A 23,123-nucleotide genomic window follows, 5' to 3' on the forward strand; every position below is an offset into this window, starting at 1 on the left:
TTAATACCTCACCCTTGGGTCAACCAGGCTGTAAATGACGTCCACTGCCAGGCTGATCATAGCTACCAATAGGGCGAACACCGCGATGGTGCTTTGTACGGCTGTGTAATCTCGTTGCGAGATGCGCTCCACCAGGTAACTGCCCATACCAGGCCAGGAAAACACAGTCTCGGTTAGAACCGCACCTGCCAATAAGATGGCAATCTGTAAACCTATTAATGTGATAATGGGAATAAGTGCATTTTTAAGTGCATGGCCGTAAACCAAGACACGTTCACGGATGCCGCGCGCCCGGGCCGCTGATATGTAATCCATCGATAATGTTTCGATAACATTGATGCGTGTGAGGCGTACGAAAATACCCGACAGGATTAGTCCAAGCGTGATCGTGGGCAATACCAGGTGCTGCAGCACCGACTTGAGTGCCAGCCAATTACCGGTAATGATCGAATCTATGGTGTAGATATTGGTAATATGGGTTAATGTAGTGCCGATGACCGGGTCGATCCGGCCGGAGATTGGCAGGATGTGTAATTTCACCCCAAACAATAGCTGGAGCATCAATCCCAACCAGAATATGGGTAGTGAGTATATGATGACTGCGTAGATACGCCATCCATAATCGGCCACCCCCTTGCGGTGGGCAGCCGCGTGTGCACCTCCGAATATCCCGATGACCAATGCCAGGATGGAGGCAGGTATGATCAGCTCCAACGTTGCCGGGAACCGCTCGCTCATCTCGTCCGCGATTGGCCGGTGAGCACCCACGAGGGAATTACCAAAGTGCAGGGTAAATAATTGCACCAGGTACCGGCCGTACTGGACATACATCGGATCATTTAATCCGAGCTGGGTGCGGATCTGCTGGATCATTTCGGGTGTCCCTTTCGGGCCAAGCGCTGATCGCACCGGGTCGCCTGGAACCACCCTCATGATGAGAAATACCAACGATCCCAGGATGAGGACCATCGGCAGGGTCAGCACAATGCGAGTCAGAATATAGCGCCGCAGACCAGTACTGCCACGGATGAACACATAACCTAGCAGAAATAGGGCCGGAACACCGATGAGAAGTGCAATAAAACCGATAGGAGACATAGATCAAGAAAAGGTGGGAAGCGGGGGTATTCCCCGCTTCCCTGGGTTTGTAATGGTTATGGTGTCTTGTTGATTAATGAGTAGTAGAACTCGATGTTGGGTCCGACGTTCAAAGTCTCAGGATAGGCGAACGTGCTGGTACCCGTGATATTGGTCCTGTAGATAATATGTTCTGCATTGAAGAAGATGGGCACAGACGCCACCAGATCAGCATAAATATCTGCGGCCTGCTTGTAAAGATCAGCGCGTTTTCCTTGGTCGGTTTCACTGTCTGCTTGGGCTAACAGGTCAACCAGTTGCTTAGCCTTGTCGTTGATCGGGTTGCCGTAATCGGTACCCTCAGCAGCCGGGGAGACGTTGGTGCCTTCACCACCGTTGTAAACGAATGGATCCAGGTAGTTGGAGCTGTCAGGATAATCGAAGAACCAGCCCAACACGCCTGCGGCATAAGCTTGTCCACCAGTCAGGGCAGTAACATAGGTGCTCCATTCCTGGGCCTGCAAGGTCACCTGGATCGCACCGGTTGCTTCCAGTTGCTTTTTAATCAACTCCATCCAGGCTGCTGTGGATGGCCCGTAGTGCTCAGGCGGGTACCACATCTCAAGCTTGAGTGGATTGGTCTCGGTATAACCAGAAGCGGCCAGGAATTGCTTGGCGGCGTCCAGGTTCGGCGCAGCGTACATGGTGTCGAAGACATCATCCGCACCCAGGAACCCTGATGGGATCATCGAGTACAAAGGTTCCACGTTACCGCCGTACACCGTGTCAGCAATTTCGTTGCGGTCGATCGCAGAGGCAATGGCCTTAACCACATTCGGATCGTCAGTGGGTGCCATGGTGTGGTTGAGGATTAGGAAGCGGATTGATCCACCTGGAACAGTTGCAACGTTTAATCCTTCAATGGCCTTCAATGGGTTGATCTGGTCGGGTGAGAACTGGCGCCAGGCAACGTCGATCTCGCCATTCTGGACCGCCAAAGCCATCGTCTGGGCATCAGCGTAGTCTCGGCGGATGATCTGGTCAACTTGCGGCTTCAGGTCACCGGTGTAATACGGGTTCGGCTCAAAGACGATCTGCTCATCTTTGGTGAACTGCGAGATATACCAGGGTCCGACACCGTAGATGGGGGCTTCCGGGAACAGCACGCAGGTATCAGCGGGGAACGTCTTTGGATCTGATACAACATACGGCGCGGTTGCCAAAAGCTGGACAAAATAACCTATTTTGTTTTTAAGGGTGAAGACGATCGTTTTAGCATCGGGAGCAGTAATGCTTTGAACGTATGGAGTGACCAATGCACCTGCCACACCATTCGGGCATGTGGCTCCCGGGCCGATGGTCAGCAGGCGGTTAAGCTGTGCCGCGTACATGGTCGCATCTAGGGGAGTTCCATCTGCGAACTTGATACCATCCTTCAATGTGAATGTATAGGTCAGGCCGTCCTCAGAAATCGTGCCCATGTCAGTTGCCAGCGCTGGCTCGAGGTCCAGCGTGCCAGGTTTCCAGCGTAGCAGGCCTTCACTGATATTCTTGATCGATTCCCAGTCCATAATTGCGTAGGCATCTGCAGGATCAAGGCTGGCAAGTTTATCAGTGACGCCAATGATGACCGTGTTCTTGGTTGGCTCTGCAGTAGGTGCTTCAGTCGCAGGCACTTCCGTTGGTGGAACTTCGGTGGGTGGCACTTCAGTTGGTGGAGCCGCCACGGTTGGCTCGGCGGTTGGCGGGGTAGTTGGCGTGGCTTGCGGAGCACAGGCTACTAGGATCATGCTGGCCAATACGACGAGGGCGAAAATTTGGAACCAGCGGTTGTGTTTCATATGTTCTCCTTCTTTGTGTGTTTAGTTTTGTTCAACATTATCGGATGTCTGATCGTAAATCGAAGCATTTATCTTGATTCTTCACCTCCTTGTCACAGATTCTGCACTGGTATCTGCCGTACAGATTAAGTGATAATTATACGCTGAATTATGCTTCATTCGTTCCATATTTCATAAGTGCATGATTAACTACCCCAAAACACTGACCCTGGTTCACAATACATCATTATATGGCAGATGAAAAAAAGGAGCGGGTGGTTAGCCCGCTCCTCATTATATTCGATATCCTATCAAGGCGTCTTCGATAGCGTGGCGTAGTTGAACTCGATGTTCGGCCCAATGTTCAAGGTCTCGGGCGTTGCATAGGTACTCGAGCCGTGGATATTGGATCGGTAAACGACATGTTCTGCCACGAAGAAGAGTGGGATAGTGACCACATTGTTGGCAAAAAGATCCTGCGCTTGCTGGTAAAGCTGCGTGCGCTTGGCAGGATCCTGCTCAACATCAGCCTGGCTTAACAGGTCAACCAGCAGCTTGATCTGGTCATTCATCGGGGTCCCGTAAGTTGAGCCGGTTGTCGGAGCAGTAACATTGGTGCCTTCGCCCTTGTTGTAAACAAAGGGATCCAGGTAGTTGGATGAATCAGGATAGTCGAAGAACCATCCCAATAGTCCAACGGAGTAGGATTGACCACCCGTCAGGGCAGTCACGTAAGTGCTCCACTCCTGCGACTGCAGGTTGACCTGGATTTCACCAGTTGCCTCAAGCTGTTTCTTGATCAGCTCCATCGCCGCGGCTGTCGAAGCCCCGTAGTGCTCAGGTGGATACCAGATATCCAGCTTTAGCGGATTGCTGGTCGAGTAGCCTGAAGCCTCCAGGTATTTCTTGGCTTGGTCGATATTGGGTGCTTGATAGATGTTATCAAACGATGTGGATGCGCCTAAGAACCCCGGTGGCACCATTGAGTACAGTGGATTCACATTACCGCCGTAAACAGTATCAACGATTTCATTGCGGTCAATTGCTGCAGCGATGGCCTTATCGACATTCAGGTCATCCGTGGGTTTCATGGTGTGGTTGATGATCAGGTAGCGGATGCCTCCACCATTGATCGTACCAACAGTCAATCCTGAAATGCTCTTGAGCGGTGTGATCTGCTCGGGCGAGAGGATACGCCAGGCTACGTCGATCTCACCGTTTTGCACGGCTAATGCCATGGTCTGTGGGTCAGCGTAATCGCGCACGATGATCTCGCTCACTTGCGGCTTCAGGTCACCCGTATAGTACGGGTTGGGTTTGAGCACCACCTGCTCCTTCTGAGTGTATTGGTCGATGTACCATGGGCCAACGCCGTAGATCGGTGCGGTTGGGAACAGCACGCACTTGTCGGTTGGGAAGGTCTTGGGATCGGAAGCTACGTAGGGTGAAGTTGCCAGGAGTTGCCGGAAGTAGGCAACAGGTGATTTCAGTGTGAATACGATGGTCTTGGAATCCGGGGCGGTGATGCTAGCAACAAACGGTACCGCCAGTGAATCGGCTACGTCATTCGGGCATTTCGGCCCGATGGTCAGCAATCTGTTGAGCTGTTGGGCATAGATCGTAGCGTCGAGCGGTGTGCCATCACCGAACTTGATCCCATCCTTCAGCGTGAAGGTATAGGTCAGCCCATCCGATGAAACCGTGCCTAGGTCAGTAGCCAAGCCTGGGGCAAGGTCGATTGTGCCAGGTTTCCATACCAGCAAGCCTTCACTGATATTTTTAATCAGTTCCCAGTCACGCGTGGCGTATGCGTCCGCTGGGTCGAGGCTGGCAATCGAGTCAGTTGTCCCGATAATGATTGTGTTAGCACTCGTTGAAGGGTTTCCTGCCTGGGTAGCAGCTGGCGTGGTTGCCTGGGTTGCAGATTGAGTAGCTGCAGTGGTAGGTGCCTCGGTTGTGGCTGCGGTAGGTGCACCACCCTGAGTGGGTGCCTGTGTGCTGATTCCTCCTGGCGGGGTCGCATTGCCAGCGGCGGATGAGGCACATGCAGACAGGATCATACTAGCCATGAGAAACACAGCCAATATATAATACAGGCGAGTTTGTTTCATATTTCCTCCTTCAGATTTTTCTCTATACCAAGAAATTTATTGGACGTTCTTTCATACTTTCCTTGCCGCTCAATAGATTTCCGCCTCTTTTTATTGACCAGCAATTTTTAATGTGAAAGATATTATATGTAAATCATGGTTTTTACAGGTGATTGTTTCATAAAACCACGATTAATAATCGGACAAAACCACTCTATATTACGAGTAAATTCGATTAAAGAATTTTGATTGGGGATAATTTGCCGGGTTTTTCTCAGCTTGGATGATTACTCCGGTTAGCTTTTGTCGTTTTAGGAAAAATTTCCTGCAATGTCGATACTTGCTTAGAAAGATTAATGATCCAACCAATCACTATAAAGCTCGAAAGAAGTATTGTGCCAGATGTTGTCCATCCCTTTGGACTTGACTTGGGTTAGCTTTTATCCTTATGAAGCAAGTTTCTTCATATTCGTCCCGAATAAACAAGCAGAAAGATCGTACATCGACATCATGCTAGTCATTTAATCATTCTAAGCATGGTTAAGGCATGATCTTTCGGTCATCACCAACCCGCCGTGATTCACTACTCATAATTAATCAATTGGGGCTGCCTCGAAAGTTGATGAGGCAGCCCCAATTAACCATCATTAACTCCTGCGCCCCCTAAGGGGTAAACTTGATCACTTGAGTCTCGCATACCCCGGTCATATCATTATGTGAACAGATGGTTATGGTAGCTTCAAAGGAATGACCTGCAGGGTTATACGTAAAATCATTACCATATAGATAGCCGACCTTGCCTGGGTCAATATAACCGATTGCCTTCTCAATTGTGCAGTCCGTGACCAGGTCAAATACCATGCTGGAGGTTGTCTGCTGGGTATGCGCGGTGATGTCTTTCGCTACAATGGTATAGGCTTGCAATGTCTTCGTGCCGGTATTAATGACCTTGAATTCTAAAGAATAGCCTTCGCATTCTTTGACCATTGTGAACCCTGTAGTGAAATTCACCAGGGGTGGAGGGGGAGTAGCTACTGGTAGATTGGACAGGCTGCCGTTGATGGTGACGTACTTGGTCCACAACCAGCAAGATTGGGAAGGATTTGCAGGATCTTCAGCGATCACATAATCATCAAAAGCGGAGTTAGCGACGATCTTTACAGTTATTCCGCTCATGAACACCATGACTAGTGTGTAATCACTGGATGGTCCGGTCCGGCAGTTCGTGTTTTCATTTATGGTAGCGGTCGCCAAGGTACCCGCACTGGCTGGAGGAGCTGCCGGGGTCTCTGTTACTCCAGGCGTTTCAGTAGGGAGCGGCTGTTGTGTGGCTGGGATGGCCGCGGTTGGGAGGAGTGTGCTGGTGTCAGCTGCGGTAGCGGTCGGCTGTTGTGTGGCTGTTGGAACTTCGCTCATGGTCGGCGCTGAAGTTGTGGCAACCAGCTCAGCAGAGGGGCTGGCTTGTGCCTGGGTATTTGTTGGAGCCAGCGTTGGGCTGCTACAGCCGGTTGAGAGCAGTGCCGCGATCATTACATAGATAAAAAGTCGAGCAAAACTGAATTTCATGCTGCCTCCTTCGATTATATTGTTTGTGAACGGATGAAAATATACGCTAGACCTCACTACATGAATACTTATACTCCTTTTTACGCTTGCTGTGAATAATCTTTGCCGATTAACAGGATATCATTTTCTTCATGGTGTGGATATTATTGGTTCCGAACCTTCGCTCAAATTAGCCTTAGTATTCTAAATGCTATTGGTTTATGGAGGGTATGGTTCGCTGTCTGACATTAAGGATATAAAAGGTAGCACTGGCTAGAAATACGCTGCCGAGCGCAGTCAATATCACTACCTCTGATCCAATCGGGACGATCAGCTGGCCCATGATCCATGGAATGATCATGCTGCCCAGGCTGGAGCCGGCGAAAAATATGCTGGTGACCTTACCCGACATATGCATCCTGCTTTGGGCATCATTCAACAGCGTTGGGAAGGTTGACGCCATGAAGAACCCCGTCCCGATGGCTCCGAGCCAGAGGAATGTTGCCTTTGATGAGAAAAATAGCAAGACTAGCAGGCTTACGATGATCCCGCAGAAATTAATCCACAGCATGGTGTGGGGCCTGAGCTTCACCGAGAGTGGAATGGAAACCAGGCGCCCTACCGTTAATGCTCCCCAGAAGGCAGCATTGATACTGGCAGCCATCGTGGGATTGGCATAGGCTTGATAAGTCGAATACGTGTAAATCCAGCCTCCGAACCCTAGTTCAGCGCCCGTAAAAGCAAAGAAGATGATGGTCAGCAGGACTACCTGGATTGGAATAGCCGGTCGTTCTTCGGCTTGCTGCCTGGACCGGATGTGGGAGGGGCTGGGTAAGAATGGTATGATCAGGCCGACCAGCACAATCACGATCGCCGGCAACCAGTAAACACTGTTAAGGGATCCTGCACTGGCCAATACTGCCGCCACAATGAGCGGGGCTGTGGTTGTCCCGATCCCATAAAAAGCATGCAGCCCGTTCATAAATGGAGGTACACGCTCACCATGTAACCACACGATCAGGGTGTTAACGCCTACATCCATGACGCCTTCGACGACCCCGATGACGAAAAAGATGATCTGCAGGAAAAGAAGCTGCTGTGCCAGCGGGACAATGACCATCATTCCGCCGAGTACGAGCAGTGCTGCCCCGATTACCGGGTGGCCTTTCACCCGGTCATATACCCTTCCCGAAGCAAAAGACCCCAACAGGTAACCGAATGAAACCACCAGGAATAAGGAGCTGATCTGTGCCAGGGTGGAATGGGTGTTACTCGCCAACCCCTGGATGGTTGGCCCCAGCACAGCAGTGGCTGCACCCAGGCAGATGAAGCTCAGGTAGTAAACAATGGTGGTGCTATATAAGGTTTTATGAGGCACTTCGGTGTTCATGGGAGCTTCTTTCCTGGGTGATGCGGGTGATCATATTCATCCTGGTGGCCTGTGCACTCTTTTGAGGGCATTTCACATTCGTCAATGTGCGTGCATGGTGGGTATTTTAATTCATATCTCAGGTCTCTGACCAGCACACCGCTTGCCTTTTATTTATTCCGTCGGTTCCATGTCTCTGTTCCTATCTACGCTTCAGCCATTTGTGTCTCAATCATTGCGATTCCTAACCCTGCAAGCTTACCGAGCTAGCTATTTAAGTAGGATATAATTTCTGCGAGGGCTGTTGAAGGCGATCGTAACGTGCGAATCATCCGCCACGCGCACAAGACGTTCAGATTTACCTTGCGTGTAACACACCGTGTTCAATGCAAGCGCCTGAATGATTATCTGGACAGGAGATCGCTGAAATTCATTCGATGAGAGTAAATTATGCCTGACTATTTGATCACCTGCTGTTCCACGGTTGACCTGCCTTACGAGCATCTGCTCAAGAGAGGCATCCCCTATACCAGTTTCCACTTTAATATAGATGGGATGGAATTTCCTGATGACCTGGGCCAGACCATGCCGTTTGAGGAGTTTTATCGTCGGGTTGCTGCAGGGGCGATGCCCACCACTTCACAGGTAAATATGGGTCAGTACCTCAGCTTTTTTGAGCCATTTCTGCAGCAAGGCCAAGATATTTTACATCTTTCCTTATCTTCCGGTTTATCGGGGTCATATAATTCTGCCCTGCTTGCCCGTGAAGAGCTGCTGCATAAATATCCTGGGCGTAAACTGTTGTTGGTCGATACTCTGGGAGCGTCATCAGGGTACGGCCTGCTAACCGACCTGGCTGCCGACATGCGCGATGGAGGAGCAACCCTCGAAGAAGTGCACGCCTGGGTTGAGGCGCGTAAGCTTAATCTCCATCATTGGTTTTTCTCAACTGATCTCACCCATTACCGGCGCGGGGGGCGATTATCTGCCACCTCTGCCTTCATGGGCACCCTGATGCACATCTGTCCGCTGATGAACATGAACGATGAGGGTAAATTAATTCCCCGGGCGAAGGTCCGTGGGAAAAAGCATGTCATCAGCGAAATTGTCCGCATGATGGAGCTGCATGCCCAGGATGGCCTGGAGTATTCTGGAAAGTGTTTCATCAGCCATTCTGCATGCATTGATGATGCTCGTGAAGTTGCCCGGTTGATCGAAGCGAAATTTCCTCGGATGAATGATTCGGTCATGGTCAACAGCGTTGGCATGGTTATCGGTTCCCATACCGGTCCTGGCACAGTCGCCCTCTTTTTCTTGGGTGACAAGCGCACCTCCTGAAGCAACCCCACTAATAATTTTCAAAAAAGCGATCGACCCCATTCCACAAAGCCACGCGCTTGTGACTTTTTTTATGATGAGGGTATCTGGCATCCTTCTCTGTGGGGATCCGCTCGTCGAACCTTAATTGTCCTTGAAGTGGCATTTTTCCTGCATATCTACGTTAATGCCAATCGGTTTCTATTATTTATGCAAGAACCTTTGACATTCTTTCTTACCGCGACTAAAATGAGTACATGTTTCGGGAGGCAGGATGAGTGCCTGGCCAGGAAAATTCGTTATCGGTCTTACGGGTAATATCGCTACCGGCAAAAGCGTCGTGCGCAAGATGCTTGAGCATCTTGGTGCTTATGGCATTGATGCCGATGCGCTCGGTCATCGGGCCATCGCCAGGGATGCCCCTGGGTATAAACCGGTGCTAGATACGTTTGGCAAGTGGATCTTGGGCCCCGATGGCCAGGTCGATCGGGCCAAGCTAGCCCGGGTGGTGTTTGCCGATCCTGATGCTTTGGTGCAGCTCGAATCCATCGTCCACCCGCTGGTACGCCAGGCCATTGACCTTTTGATCCGCCGTTCATCGCAAAAGGTGATCGTGATCGAGGCCATCAAGCTGCTGGAAGGTCCCCTACGCCAGGCATGTGATACCATCTGGGTGACCTACACGCAAAAACAGACCCAAATCTCCCGCCTCACTCAAAAACGGGGCCTCAGCCTGGCGGTTGCCCACCAGCGTATTAATTCACAGCCAGCGCAAGAAGAGAAAGTTAAGGCTGCCGATATAGTCATCCAAAATGAAGGCTCATTTGAAGAGACCTGGCAGCAGGTCACGCGTGCCTGGAAAGTGCTCTTCCCTTCCTTCGATTCGGGTATCTATAAGCCCATCACCGCCCCCAAGGGCGTCATGCTGGTGGAAAAAGCCCGCCCGCGTCATGCCGCCGAGATTGCCGCTCTGGTTGGCCAGCTAAGCAACGGTCGCAACAAGCCCACCGACGAAGACATCATGGCTGCTTTCGGTGAAAAAGCTTTCCTGTTCCTCAAGATCGATGGGGCTCCGGTGGGTGTGGTAGGCTGGCAGGTAGAAAATCTGGTTGAGCGTACCGACGATGTGTATATCGATCCCAGGCAGCCTCTCTCAGACGCCATGCAGGCGCTCTTAAAAGAAATCGAGTCGACCTCCCGTGATCTGCAGTGTGAGATTGCCCTGCTCTTTTTACCCCCCGAATTATCCGCTCAGGAAGACATCTGGACTTCCCTTGGGTACGAGATGTGCACCATCGAATCATTAGGTGTGCGTGCCTGGCAGGAAGCAGCTCAAGAGACCCTTGGAAAAGGGGAGTCCATGTACTTTAAACAATTACGCAAGGATCGCGTGCTGCGTCCTGTTTGACCCACCGTTCCTGCCTGCTTTCCAACGTGAATAAGCTTCGACGCAGGAGAAATACCGAATTTTTTAGGATGGATCAAGGTTCTCGTGCAAAACCTGCTTAGCTACCTGATTGAAAGCCTGGGTTTTATCATCGACCGGATTACCTGGTTGAGTATCCTCGACCTTGCCATCGTCACGTTAATCTTCTTTGGCTTGCTGATTCTTCTGCGCGATACCCAGGCGGTTGTGTTATTGCGGGGTGTGCTCGTCCTGGTGGTGTTGGGAAGCCTGTTAAGTAGCATGGAAGTCCTGCCGGCCTTTTCCTGGCTGGTGCGTACCACCCTGCCTGCGTTGGTCCTGGCTATTCCGGTGATCTTCGCCCCCGAGATTCGCCGGGCATTGGAGCGCCTTGGGCGAGCAGGATTTATATTTGGCAATGGCAAGGCCTCCCCAGGCACACAAAGATCCATCTCCGCCGTGGTCAACGCGGCTGTCCGCCTCTCTGACCGCCGCCATGGTGCTTTGATTGTCTTCCAGCGCCTGGATAACCTGGAGGAATACATCCGCACCGGTGTCACCGTGGATGCTCAGATGACACCTGAGCTGATCCTGCAGGTCTTTTATCCCAATACACCCCTGCATGATGGCGCAGCCATCATCGAAGGCTCACGTATGGTGGCTGCTGCCTGCGTGATGCCTCTCTCGGCCAGCGGCGTCTTGGCTCATACTCCCGACCGTCAGCTGGGCTTGCGGCACCGGGCTGCCCTGGGGATATCTGAGACTACCGACGCAGTCGTCGTGGTTGTTTCAGAAGAGAGCGGCACCATCTCGGTGGTCCATAACGGCCGCATGATCCGCCGCTTGGATTCCGAGCGCCTAGATAATATTTTACGGACATTCTTCTCACCTGAAGCTGAGCGTAAAGGCTTGGCAGACTGGTTTAAAAGCATTTATCCGAGCAATGACAAGCCCACGGGTGAGGATAAATAAGTGAAGATCCTGCGCTGGCTGGCAAAGAATATAAGCACCCTGCTTACGGCTTTCATCCTGGCTGTCATTGTGTGGGTCTCGGCAGTAATTGCCTCCGACCCGAACGAGGAGCACATCCTGGCGCGGCCAGTCCCGATTGAGATCATCGGGCAAGACCCCAGCTTGCAGATTATGGGTGATGTGCCCTCAACCGTCTCGGTAGTGCTCCGCGCTCCTTCCTCGGTGTGGACGCAATTGGATAATGATTCCAGTGCAGTGACTGCCAGGGTTGATCTGTCGGGTTTGGCAGCGGGTACACACACCCTCCCAGTCCAAGTACAAATCACCCCCCATCCGGTCCGCCTGATCAGCCAGGACCCGGAGCAGATTTCCATTGCCATGGATAATATTGTCTCGCAGGAATTTGCGGTTGATTTGGTTGTGACCGGTAATCCACCGGTTGGTTACCAGGCACAAACGCCGCTCATGAACCCCGAACAGATCACGGTGACTGGGGCCGAGTCATTGGTTGCAAAAGTTCAGCAAGCCGCCATCACACTGGATATGACCAATGCCAGCCATACCATAATCCGCAGCGAAGTGCCTGTTCTGCTGGATGCTGAAGGCCAGGTGGTGAGCGGCTTGTCCATTACTCCCGAGTCAGTCCTGGTGACACAGCCCATTACTTTATTGGGGGGATATCGCTATGTGATCGTCCGGGCGGTCACTGAAGGTCAGGTTTCCACTGGTTACCGGGTAACGAATATTTTTGTCTCGCCTATTGGGGTGGTGGTATTCTCTTCAGATCCCGAGCTGGTCAATAATTTACCCGGGTATATTGAGACCCAACCTATCGATCTGACCGGCAAAGAGGATGATTTTGAAACCCTGGTCGACCTGAACCTTCCCAATGGGATTACCGTGGTGGGCGATTCGAAAGTGCTCGTCCAGGTGAGTATTGCTATGGTTGAATCCAGCCTGGCGATCTCCTTGCCAGTCGAAGTGATCGGGCTTTCGCCGGGCATGGTTGCCACCTCCGAGCCCCCCGTAGTGAATGTTATCCTGGCCGGGCCGGTTCCTGTGCTGAATACCCTCAGCCCTACCGATGTGCGCGTGCTGATCGACCTGACCGGTTATGAAGTTGGCACCTACCAGTTTACGCCCCAGGTGAATATCCTGCCTACCGGGGTGACCCTCAGCTCGATTCTACCTGCCACGGTGTCTGTCACCATCAACATTGCACCCACCCCAACTCAAACGCTTACCCCAAGCGGCACCCTTACCCCAACCCCGGTTGCGACGAAAGTACCCTGAGGATAATTGATGGCAAAACCAGTTGTAGCCTTGGTTGGAAGACCCAACGTCGGTAAAAGCACCTTATTTAATCGCCTGGCTGGAGAACGTCTGGCAGTGGTGGATGATGTCCCTGGCACCACCCGCGATCGCCTGGTGATGGAAGCCGAATGGGCGGGACGTGTCTTCGACATCGTGGATACCGGCGGGATTGACCCCACTCAAACTGGGACTGGTCGCAGCCAAAAGCCACTCTCCATCGGTTCGGCTGATTTTATCGAGCAAATCCGGGCACAGGCTGAGATTGCCATCCAGGATTCAGATGCGGTTTTATTTCTCACCGATGCGGACAGCGGTATCACTCCCGCAGATTATGAAGTGGCGCAAATCCTGCGCAAGCATCAGCGCGATGTGGATGGCCAGGTGCGGCCGCCAGTCATCCTGGTGGTGAACAAATGTGAGAATGAAGCCCGCCGCATGGCTGCTATGGAATTCTATGAGCTTGGCCTGGGTGAGCCTTATCCAATTTCTGCTTTGCACGGCACGGGCACGGGCGACATGCTGGATGCCCTGGTCGATGCCATTCAGAAAGACGGTGAGGAAGTTGAAGATGAATCGGTTAAGATCGCCATTGTTGGCAAGCCCAATGTAGGCAAATCCAGCTTGCTGAACCGCATCCTTGGCGAGGAGCGTGCCATCGTCAGCCCAATTGCCGGTACCACCCGCGATGCCATCGATACCCACCTGACCTATGCTGACGTGCCCGTGACCCTCATCGATACTGCCGGTATTCGCCGTCGCGGGCACATCATCCCCGGAGTGGAGCAATACAGCGTGCTGCGTGCCCTGCAGGCCATCGAGCGATCCGATGTGGTCCTGCTTGTCCTTGACGCCACCGTCGGTCTCACCGCTCAGGATGCTCATATCGCCGGGTTCATTTTGGACGCCTGGAAAAGCTCGGTCGTACTGGTAAACAAGTGGGATGCGGTAGAAAAAGACACCCACACGATGGTCGATTATACCCAGCATATCCGCCAGGAGCTCAATTTCATGGATTATGTGCCGATTCACTTTATTTCCGCCAAGACCGGCCAGCGTGTGGATCAGGTACTGCCAATCGCCTTACAGGTTCAGGAGGAGCGCCTTACTCGCTTGCCCACCTCGAAGATCAACCGCATTATTCACGAAGCGCAAGACCGGCATGCTGCCCCTTCCCATGGGGGGGCGGGATTAAGGATCTACTATGGTTCGCAGGTTCGCAATGACCCTCCGGTATTTCTCCTGCACGTGAATGATCCCAAGCTGGCCCATTTCACCTACCTGCGCTACCTGGAAAACTGTATTCGCCAGGAGCACCCTTTTTTAGGTACACCTATCCGTATTGTCCTGCGTCCGCGCCGAAAATGACCCGCCCAGGGGATAATGCACTGCTGGATGTTCACAGATTATTAATCCACCCGCTCTTGTCCTGCAGTGAGACCGGTCTTATAATGCCTGGAACGCGGAGGAATTTTGAACAGAAATCTTATCGAGGCTGAGCCCTCAATTTCTCAACCGAAAGAGCAGCGGTCTGGCTTTTTCCGTTTTTTAGTGGATGTCCTGGAGACCCTGGTACTATCCGTGGTGCTTTTTGTCAGCATCAACCTGATTTCAGCTCGCATCCGGGTGGATGGTGCCAGCATGGAACCGACTTTACTCTCGGGTGAATATGTCATCGTCAACCGCATCAGTTACAAGCTGGGCTCGCCTCAGCGCGGCGATATCATTGTCTTTCACTTCCCGCGCGATCCTCGTGAAGAATATATCAAGCGCGTGATCGGTTTACCGGGCGATAAGGTAGAAGTAAAGGATGGCGAGGTTTACGTCAATGGACAGGCCTTGGATGAGAGCTATCTGAAGGTACAAACCAACTACCCGGGATCCTGGCAAGTTTCGGAAGGTCAGCTGTTTGTCCTGGGTGATAACCGCAACAATTCATCCGATTCACACGATTGGGGCACGGTCCCCATGAATTATGTGGTCGGTAAGGCAGTTCTGGTCTATTGGCCACCGCCCGAGTGGGGTTTGATTGATCATGTCCCGCTGGTCAGTGCCGCCAGATAGTCAGTGAGCAATCTTATGGAATTGGCCCACATCATCTCGTTAGCGAAGGATTATGACCACCAGCTGCCTCCAGCCCCCGCACCATTCACTCCACCTGCGGGCAGGGAAATTGCCGGCTGGATTGACCACACCCTGCTCAAACCCGACGCCACCGCTACCCAGATCCGCACGCTGTGTCAGGAAGCACAGCAGCATCACTTCGCCTCCGTGTGCATCAACCCGTCCTACGTTCCCTTGGCCAGTGGTCTGCTGAGAAATGCTGCTGAAAAAGTCTGCGTGGTGGTGGGTTTTCCCCTGGGCGCCACTCTCCCTGAATATAAGGTGTATGAAACCCTAGCCTGCATAAGTGCTGGTGCTGAAGAGATCGATATGGTCATCAACATCGGAGCTCTCAAGTCGGAGGCTTACGGTCTGATGCTGAACGAGATCCAGGCTGTCACGGGCACTGCCCACAACCAGGGTGCGCTGGTTAAGGTGATCATCGAGACCTGTTTTCTCACCCGCCAGGAGAAGATCATGGCTTGTCTGCTCAGCCAGGCGGCTGGCGCTGATTTCATCAAGACCTCCACTGGATTTGGCACTGCAGGTGCAACTGTAGAAGATGTGGAGTTGATGCGCTGTGTGATCGGTCCCGAAATGGGCCTCAAGGCGGCTGGTGGCATCCGTACCTATGCGGACGCCCTGGCGATGATCAGGGCTGGTGCCACCCGCCTGGGTGCCAGTGCCGGGGTGAAGATCCTTCAGGAAGCTGAGGCAGCCGTTCATGAGTGATGATGCCGAACGTCCGGCTGAGCAATCACAGGCTGGTGAGCAGCCCGAAGCCCTGCACGTCTGTCCAGAGTGCCACACCGGGGTGTTGCACCTCGAATACCTCACTTATTTCACCTGGCTGAACGATGAGCTTATCACTGTGCCGAATTTCCCCTCCTGGGTCTGCGACGTGTGCGGCAAGCGTGAGTACGATACCCACGCGGTGAGCTGGTTGAACATGTTGCTCAGCCCAACCACGGGCCGGAAAAAGAAACCGCGGCGCAAGCATTTGCCTCGCAATTTGAATCGACCTCAACCCCACAGCTAAACCTAAATTCGGAGCTACGTGATGGTCTCGCCGATCCCAAACCGCCTCATCCCCGCCGAGATATTGACCACCAGCCACTACATTTTTGGCCAGATCAAGGTCATCCAAAGTGGCCTGGTAGGCATGCTTACCGATACGACCACCTCGTTCATTGAGGTCAATGACGCCAGTATTGCGCCGATTCACAAACCAGCCAGTGTGGTGAATTACACTGCCCAGCTGTACATGGTGCGCTCTGAGATCGCCGTGGTCAGCTTGCGTAAGCGTGAGTATATGGGCTTGCAGGGCGTCTTGAGGAGTGGCTACCAGCGCCTTATCCCCTACCCGGTCCAAATATCGACCCGTACCTATGACATTACTGCCACTATTGAGTGGTCAGGGCGTTTCGAATTTCCCGCATTAATTGCTGAAGGAACGAGCAATTTTATTTTCCTGTACGAGGCATCCCTCACTGCGCCTCTCTACCCCGATTTAAAGATCGAATCGCCGGTGATGTTACTTAATCGTTCCTTCCTTGAGACGCTGATCGTCACCAAGTAACGATCGGCCAGGCCATTAATCCTTTTCGCCGTAGGTTCATCTGCCTTCTTTTGAAAAGGCCACCCCGTTTGGCTATATATCGTGCCTTCCTATGGGGATGCCGATTATTTTTTGGGCTAATCATGCTCCATCCAGTGATGGTAGATCTCCTTCCCTGATGGATATACTATAATATCCTGATTGGATTGCTCATCCTTTCCAACTATCCTCAATTGAATCGAGGCTCGCTATGGATCAAAAACTCTCCCTTGGCTTTAAGCTCAAGTACGGTTTAGCCGACCTGGGCTTTGCCCTGATCACTTCGGCAATCCAATTTTTCCTGCTTTTTTATTACACCGATGTCGCAGGAATCGATCCGGCTCTGGCTGGCCTGGCATTGATGGTCGGAAAACTTACCTGGGACGCCTTCAATGATCCCCTCTTTGGCTACTGGTCTGACCGGACCAGGGCAGCCTTTGGACGCCGCAGGATCTTCATGGTGATTGGTGCGGTACCGCTCGGCCTGGCCGCCTGGATCATGTTTTCATTGCCGCAGGGGCTCACCGGTGCCGCAGCTTTCTTCGCCGTCCTGGTCAGCTTCCTGCTGGTAGACACCTTCCACACCATGACCACCACGCCGTATTATGCCCTCACCCCCGAGCTGACCCGTGATTACAACGAGCGCGCCAGCCTGACATCCATACGCATGATCTTCAGCGTTTTGGGCTACATCCTTGGGGCTGCCCTCACCACCATCCTGGCCAGCATCTTTGAATCAACCGGGTTGAGTATGCAACAGGCCTGGAGCGCGACGGGTGCGGTCTTCGGTCTCGTAGCCATTACCACCACCCTGATCACAACCTTCTCCATCAAAGAACACCCCGAATTAGCCGGCGAGCCATCCAAGCTGCCTGCATTTAAGGCGGTTTTTACCGCATTTAAAAACAAGCCATTCATTATCCTGATGATTGCTTTTATCCTGAGCAGTTTCAGCTTTACCGTGCTCACCGCCCTGGTGGCTTACTTCATCACCTACCAGCTGAACATGGGTGATCAGGTCTCCTATGTGCTGTTGGTCATGCTGGTCATGATCGGCCTTTTCCTCGTCCCTGCCAGGATGATCTCCGATCGCATCAATAAGGGACCGACCTACGCCTTGGGGTTGTTCATCGCTTCTCTGGCGGTGATGACCGGTTTCTTCCTGCCCCATGAACCCACCCCGTTGATCTATCTCATCGCCGCGGTGGCCGGGATCGGCTTTTCCACCCAATGGGTTTGCCCGTGGAGCATGTTGCCCGACGTGGTCGAATATGATGAAAAAATGACTGGGGAGCGCCGTGAAGGCATTTATTACGGCTTGTGGGCATTCCTGACCAAGTTCACCAGCGCCTTGGGTGTGGCAGTCAGTGGCTGGGCTTTGGGGTTGTTTGGCTATGTGCCCAACGTCGAGCAGACCGCCCAATCGTTATTTGGTATTCGGCTTTTCTTTTCCATCGTGCCTGCCGTGGTGATCCTGATCAGCCTGCCATTGCTGATCTGGTATCCCATCACCCGCCTGAGTCATGCCGCCCTGGTCAAGGAGTTGGCCGAGAAAAAAGCTGCCAGCCTGCAGGAGGTCGTATGAAGGTTGTCGTCATCGGTTCAGGCATGTCGGGGCTGACGGCAGGGGCGTACCTTGCCAGGGCCGGTCACGAGGTGGTCGTCTATGAGCAATTCGATGCACCCGGTGGGGTGACCGCCACTGTCCACCAGGAAGGCTTCGGCTGGGATATTGGCCCGCTGTTGGTGGAAGGCTTTGCTCCCGGCGATAAAGGCCGTATCATCCTGGAAGAGCTGGGTGTCAGCCAGCGTGTTCCGGCGGTACATGAAGACCGGGGTTTATCCATGCCAAAATTTGCCCTGTGGAAACCCAAAGACTACCAGGGCCCATATTGGAGAAGGGAGCGCCTGAAAGAGCTGTTCCCCAGCGAGAGCCAGGCACTTAACCGCTATTACCAATTTTATGACCAGATGATCAAGCTGATGGGCATTGCCCGCCAGGCGGAGAGTGCCCGTGGTCTGGCCGGACTTTGGCTGAAATTACAATTGTGGCTGGCTTTTCAGCCGGTCAAGGGCAAGGCTAAATGGAATGGTGGCCAGCTCATGGATTATTACTTCACATCGCCAGAGCTCAAAACCTTATTCCTGGGCATTGTGGCCGATTTCGTCACCGCCCCCAGTGAGTTTCCTAGCCTTGGCGTTCCTTCCATCCATCTGGAGACCGCCTTCGACAAGCGCATCCCAACCTATCCCAGCACGCGCAGTGCTCAAACAGCCTACACCTACATCCTGGGTGGCTGCCAGACCCTGGTCGATGCCGTTATGGGAGTGGTGCTTGAAAACGGTGGAAAACTGCTGACCAATACCACCGTCAACCGCATCCTGATTGAAAATGGGCGCGCCACCGGCGTGGAGCTGGCGGATGGGCATATCGAGCCAGCCGATCTGGTGCTGGCCTCAGGTGGCATGCAGGAGACCTTCTTTGACCTGGTGGGGCGCCAACACCTGTCGGCTGATTTCATCAAGCAGATCGAATCCAACCTGCTGATGGAGTCGGTGCTCATGGTCCAGCTGGGGATCGACTTTGACCCCACTCGCTACCAGCCTGCTGCGCTGTGCTATTACTATAACACTCATGACCTGGAAGGCTCGGTCAAACGCCTGCGCACCGGTGAATATCACGAAGGGAAGGAAGGCCTGCTGATCTATGTCCCCTCACTGCATTCCCCCTCGCTTGCACCCTCCGGAAAATATGCGGTGACGATATACACCGTTGCCCCCGATACGCTGGCAGTTGGCAGCTGGACATCACGCCGGGAGGAGCTGGCCGACAAGCTGGTGGCGGAAGCCGAGAAATACATCCCAGGGCTGCGGGAACATACCCTGACCCGCCTGGTACTCACCCCGGAAGATTACCGGGCGCGCACCCACCTAAAACATCACTCCTTCGGCGGTGTACCACCCGTGATGGGCAACCAGCCTCCTGCCCATAAGACGCCCATTGCGGGTTTGTGGTTCATCGGCGCTCAAAGTGAAAGCGGTGGTGCCGTGATTAATGTGATGACCGGTGCTCAGAAGGTCGCCCGCCGGATATTATCCAGTGAGTGAGGATCTTTCCATATTGGTGGTTGGGGTGAAGCATTCAGATCGTGCTGGTAGTTGATATATCATCAGACCTGAATGCATCGCCCCTATATCAATATAACGAGCTTTTATTACAGCCCGTTCTTTCTCATTCATTTGTTTAGTGTATCTGCCTCGGGCGTTATACAGCTGCAAGGTTTGCGCCTGGTTTTAATTAATTCCTCCCCCAATTCCTGATTTTTGGAATTGGGGGAGGTTGGAGGGGATATCACTCTCATTCTTCAATAGGTTTAATATCATCGCTGATAGATCTTCAATTGCGTTTGCTCACCCCACCTCGTCAGGCCGCACCTCCCGCCCACTGGCTGCGGATTGCAGGGCGGCCAGGGTGAACTGCAATACCGCCTTCCCAGTCGCTCCATCCAGCCTGGGTTGCTCACCTGCCATCAGTTTTTCAATGCCGTCCACCGTGGTGGCGATGAAGCTGTCATGCCACTCCACCCCTTGAACCGGGATGGGAGTCGTTTTGCCATCCTTGAAAAGGACCAGCTCGGGAAGATCGACCGTCCTGGCGGTATAGCGGTTGATGAACAGCATTCCTTTCTCGCCAATGACCTCGATGCGGTCGTCGTCGGCATAGTAATCCGAATGGATCCGCATTTTCGGGGTGTATTCGATGTCCAGCTGCCCGTAGCATCGGGGAGCTTTGTATTGAAATATGATCGCGGCTGGGGCGTCAACCTTGACCATCCCACCGGCTTCCCTGACCGGTGTCTGGTCGATCCAGGCAAACACCTTTTCCACTGGTCCACCCAGGTAATACCCTAGCGAAAACAGGTGGTAGCCATGGTCAAAGACCAGTGGCCCGCCACCGCACTGCTTCTCATTGAAACGCCACACCCAGGCCGAAAGCGGCACCTTCCAGGCGGTGTCGGCCGTGCCGGTACTGACGTGCATGCGCACCGCCCGCACCTCGCCAATCTCGCCCGCCTCAATCATTGCCCGCGCTTTTACTGCCGGGGCATAATAAACAAAGGTCTCATACACCCTGAGCATCACACCGGCCTTCTCAGCTGCAGCGATCATTTGGTCAGCTTCGTGCGCCGATAGCGCCATGGGTTTCTGCACCGAGATGTGCTTTTGCGCTTGGGCAGCCTGGACGGTCATCGGGCAATGCAGGTGGTGGGGCGTCAACAGCTCCACCAGGTCGATTTCTTTATCTCCCAGCACCTGCTGGTAATCTGTGTAGACTTTCTCTACGCCCCACTCACGAGCCTTGCTATGCGCTCGCCGCTTGTTGGTGTCGCACACCGCCACGATGTGTGCGTCTGTGCGCTGGCGGTAACCCAGCTGGTGCAGGTCAGAGATTCGCCCGCAACCGACGATTGCTACCCGGATAGCCTCCATATTCGCTCCTCTATTGATCTTTCAGCACGGTCTCTTCATTCCCTTGGGTGCTTGATTGCAGAGTAAATCTGAATAACCATTCCCTGTCGTCGTTTCTGCTGCCTCCCTCAGGGTATTCACGATGGAATCCACTAAAAAGCAGCTCTCCGGCGTTTTCATAAACCGATATCGTGCCGCAAGCCTTGCACTTCGTCACACCAGTTACCCACATTCCAGCGGCCGTACACTCCCATTCCCCCTAGCGGATTTGTTCCATAATAAACGGGGATGTGGATTAATGACAGCCCAAAATGCTCCCCGGCTTGCTCAAGGGCACCTTGTAAAGACTCTGGCGTACTCCCCCCATCCAGGGCGAGTAGACCCGGGATACTGCGGCCCCAGGCTAAGTAATCAACTTTCAGGGTGTCCCAGGTTGCAAAGCCCACCCCATACTGCGCTTCTTGCAGGCCGCTGATCGCCCCCATCCGCCCGTTATCGAGCAGCAGTATGCATCCGCGTGCCTCGTGCTGCATCCCATCGATTAGGATCTGCGGGTTCATGCTGAAGGATCCATCGCCGGTCAGGGCAAGCCCGTAAAACGGTTTTTCTGCCGCGCCCGTGGCAAGCAGGCTTGAGACTGCAAAGCCCATATAGGAAGCACCCGACTCGTTAAATGTTTGCTGCGGGTTATCGTCCTCTATCACCTGGAAACCGTTCGCTTGCACGTCTCCAGCATCGAAAAAGCAGACAGCCCCCTTGGATTTTGCCCAGTCAGTGGCAATCATGATGGCTACTGGCTGGGTCAGCACGGGTTTACCCCAGTAATTATCTGGGATGACCGGGTTAAGCCTGCGGACTTGCTTGATGCACTGCCAGGCAAGCTTTTGCTCTGTACAGGCCTGGAGCCACTCACCCTTTATCATTTGCATGGGGCCAAGCGCCTGGATTACTCTCTGCAAAGTCCTTCGTACGTCGCCCACCAGGGCCAGAGTCTGGTGATAGTGGGTGGCATCCTCGATATCGGCGTTGATATTGATTACCCGCTTCACATGTGGGTAGCCCGTGCGCGAGCAGTCCGATTGGCACACTGCCCGGGTCCCAATGGCGATCAACAGGTCGGCATTTTCCATGGCGAAGTTGCCGCACAGGGAGCCCTTCGAGCCACCAACCCCCATGTTTTGCGGATGGCTGTAGGGGATGCAGCCAGTGGTGAGCGGTGTGTGCACCAGCACCCCGCCGGCAGCCTCCAGCAGTTGGGTTAGCTCCTGCCCGGCGGTTCGCCCTCCACCGCCCACCTTGATGACCATCCTATCGGCTTCGCTGATCCATTCTACTGCCTGGGCATAATCACCTTCCGCTGCTCCCAGCTGTATCGGCTGGGCTTCAGGCAGCTCGCGCAGGTTGAAATCGGTCAGCCAGGCTGCCTGGGTGTTCATCGGCAGCAACAGGTAAAATGGTCCCGGCCGGTATGGATGACCGACCGTTGCTGCACCGCGTTGCAAGGCAGTGGGCAGTGCCAGGGGCGTATGCAGGCTGTATGCCTGCCCCATGCTTGCGGCCAATTTTAAGGACAGGCCCTGCTCGTGCCTGGGGATTTGTTGCATGTTGAAACCTTCATCCTCCGTGGTCTCATCGCCAAACAGGTACCAAACGCCAATACCATCGGAGGCTGGTACCAATGAGGCTGCTATGGCCTGCAATGCACCCGGCCCAATAGAAGTGACCACCGCTGCCTTTTCACCAGTCACCCAGCGTAGTGCAGTTGCGGCGTGAGATGCTTCAATCTCGCTGCGCAATCCATATACGTGCAGCAGTCCTGCTTCTTGGTAGGTGCGCAGCACTTCACCGACTTCGGTAGAGCCATGTCCAAAGACACTGAAAAAGACCTTCACATCCTGTTTGAGCAGGCCAAGTACCAGTGCTTCCGACAGGGTCAGGCTGAGCCGGTTGGGTAGGTTGCCCCTGCTGAAAAGTTCGGAGTGCTCCACTCGCTGGCGGGTAAGTTCTTCGTGGGTTGGCTTGGTCGAAGAAATCATGGCTTTATATT

Annotated in this window: 18 protein-coding genes; 11 read left to right on the forward strand and 7 right to left on the reverse strand. The window is 53.3% G+C overall.

Annotated features, from left to right (window positions below; genetic code table 11):
- The 5 genes from C3F13_18925 to C3F13_18945 all read right to left on the reverse strand — a co-directional run bounded on the left by C3F13_18925 (position 1) and on the right by C3F13_18945 (position 7,922).
- Positions 1-1,098, reverse strand: a complete 1,098-nt coding sequence (locus tag C3F13_18925) for a peptide ABC transporter permease (protein ID PWB49476.1) — start codon at positions 1,096-1,098, stop codon at positions 1-3.
- 56 nt (positions 1,099-1,154) lie between these two features.
- Positions 1,155-2,918 (reverse strand): peptide ABC transporter substrate-binding protein, encoded by a 1,764-nt coding sequence (locus C3F13_18930; GenBank protein PWB49477.1) that lies wholly within the window; start codon positions 2,916-2,918, stop codon positions 1,155-1,157.
- Positions 2,919-3,208: 290 nt separating this feature from the next.
- Positions 3,209-5,008 carry a peptide ABC transporter substrate-binding protein gene (locus C3F13_18935; GenBank protein ID PWB49478.1) on the reverse strand — a complete coding sequence of 600 codons (1,800 nt, stop codon included), beginning with the start codon at positions 5,006-5,008 and terminating at the stop codon, positions 3,209-3,211.
- Between the two features lie 642 nt (positions 5,009-5,650).
- Positions 5,651-6,553, reverse strand: coding sequence for a hypothetical protein (locus tag C3F13_18940; protein PWB49479.1), 903 nt, complete (start codon positions 6,551-6,553; stop codon positions 5,651-5,653).
- Between the two features lie 190 nt (positions 6,554-6,743).
- Positions 6,744-7,922, reverse strand: coding sequence for a hypothetical protein (locus C3F13_18945; GenBank protein PWB49480.1), 1,179 nt, complete (start codon positions 7,920-7,922; stop codon positions 6,744-6,746).
- Between the two features lie 429 nt (positions 7,923-8,351).
- On the opposite strand from C3F13_18945, the gene C3F13_18950 reads away from it, so the two are divergent.
- From C3F13_18950 to C3F13_19000, 11 genes are all read left to right on the forward strand, one after another.
- Positions 8,352-9,239 (forward strand): DegV family protein, encoded by an 888-nt coding sequence (locus C3F13_18950; protein PWB49481.1) that lies wholly within the window; start codon positions 8,352-8,354, stop codon positions 9,237-9,239.
- A 253-nt stretch (positions 9,240-9,492) separates the two neighbouring features.
- Positions 9,493-10,626, forward strand: coding sequence for a dephospho-CoA kinase (locus C3F13_18955; GenBank protein PWB49482.1), 1,134 nt, complete (start codon positions 9,493-9,495; stop codon positions 10,624-10,626).
- A gap of 105 nt (positions 10,627-10,731) precedes the next feature.
- Positions 10,732-11,595 (forward strand): TIGR00159 family protein, encoded by an 864-nt coding sequence (locus tag C3F13_18960; GenBank protein ID PWB49602.1) that lies wholly within the window; start codon positions 10,732-10,734, stop codon positions 11,593-11,595.
- The gene (locus tag C3F13_18965; protein PWB49483.1) at positions 11,596-12,888 is read left to right on the forward strand and encodes a hypothetical protein; all 1,293 of its coding nucleotides are present in this window, start codon (positions 11,596-11,598) and stop codon (positions 12,886-12,888) included.
- Positions 12,889-12,897: 9 nt separating this feature from the next.
- On the forward strand, positions 12,898-14,274 hold the full coding sequence (locus C3F13_18970) for a ribosome biogenesis GTPase Der (GenBank protein ID PWB49484.1): 1,377 nt from the start codon (positions 12,898-12,900) through the stop codon (positions 14,272-14,274).
- Positions 14,275-14,457: 183 nt separating this feature from the next.
- Positions 14,458-14,970 (forward strand): signal peptidase I, encoded by a 513-nt coding sequence (gene lepB / locus C3F13_18975; GenBank protein ID PWB49603.1) that lies wholly within the window; start codon positions 14,458-14,460, stop codon positions 14,968-14,970.
- Positions 14,971-14,985: 15 nt separating this feature from the next.
- A complete protein-coding gene (gene deoC / locus C3F13_18980; protein ID PWB49485.1) occupies positions 14,986-15,741 on the forward strand; it encodes a deoxyribose-phosphate aldolase in 756 nt (251 codons plus the stop codon).
- Positions 15,734-16,048 (forward strand): hypothetical protein, encoded by a 315-nt coding sequence (locus C3F13_18985; GenBank protein PWB49486.1) that lies wholly within the window; start codon positions 15,734-15,736, stop codon positions 16,046-16,048. The genes deoC and C3F13_18985 overlap by 8 nt, the downstream gene beginning before the upstream one ends.
- Positions 16,049-16,069: 21 nt before the next feature.
- Complete coding sequence (locus C3F13_18990) at positions 16,070-16,588, forward strand: hypothetical protein (protein PWB49487.1); 519 nt, start codon at positions 16,070-16,072, stop codon at positions 16,586-16,588.
- Between the two features lie 229 nt (positions 16,589-16,817).
- Positions 16,818-18,191: a hypothetical protein gene (locus tag C3F13_18995; protein PWB49488.1), complete on the forward strand. Its 1,374-nt coding sequence runs from the start codon at positions 16,818-16,820 to the stop codon at positions 18,189-18,191.
- Positions 18,188-19,714 (forward strand): hypothetical protein, encoded by a 1,527-nt coding sequence (locus C3F13_19000; GenBank protein ID PWB49489.1) that lies wholly within the window; start codon positions 18,188-18,190, stop codon positions 19,712-19,714. Before C3F13_18995 ends, C3F13_19000 begins: the two co-directional genes overlap by 4 nt.
- 303 nt (positions 19,715-20,017) lie before the next feature.
- Here C3F13_19000 and C3F13_19005 read toward each other — a convergent pair whose 3' ends face one another.
- Both C3F13_19005 and C3F13_19010 read right to left on the reverse strand, forming a co-directional pair.
- Positions 20,018-21,097, reverse strand: a complete 1,080-nt coding sequence (locus tag C3F13_19005; protein ID PWB49490.1) for a dehydrogenase — start codon at positions 21,095-21,097, stop codon at positions 20,018-20,020.
- A 155-nt stretch (positions 21,098-21,252) separates the two neighbouring features.
- Positions 21,253-23,112 carry a thiamine pyrophosphate-binding protein gene (locus C3F13_19010; GenBank protein PWB49491.1) on the reverse strand — a complete coding sequence of 620 codons (1,860 nt, stop codon included), beginning with the start codon at positions 23,110-23,112 and terminating at the stop codon, positions 21,253-21,255.
- Between the last annotated feature and the right edge of the window lie 11 nt (positions 23,113-23,123).

It is taken from the genome of Anaerolineales bacterium (genome assembly GCA_003105035.1).
Classification (GTDB): Bacteria; Chloroflexota; Anaerolineae; order Anaerolineales; family UBA4823; genus FEB-25.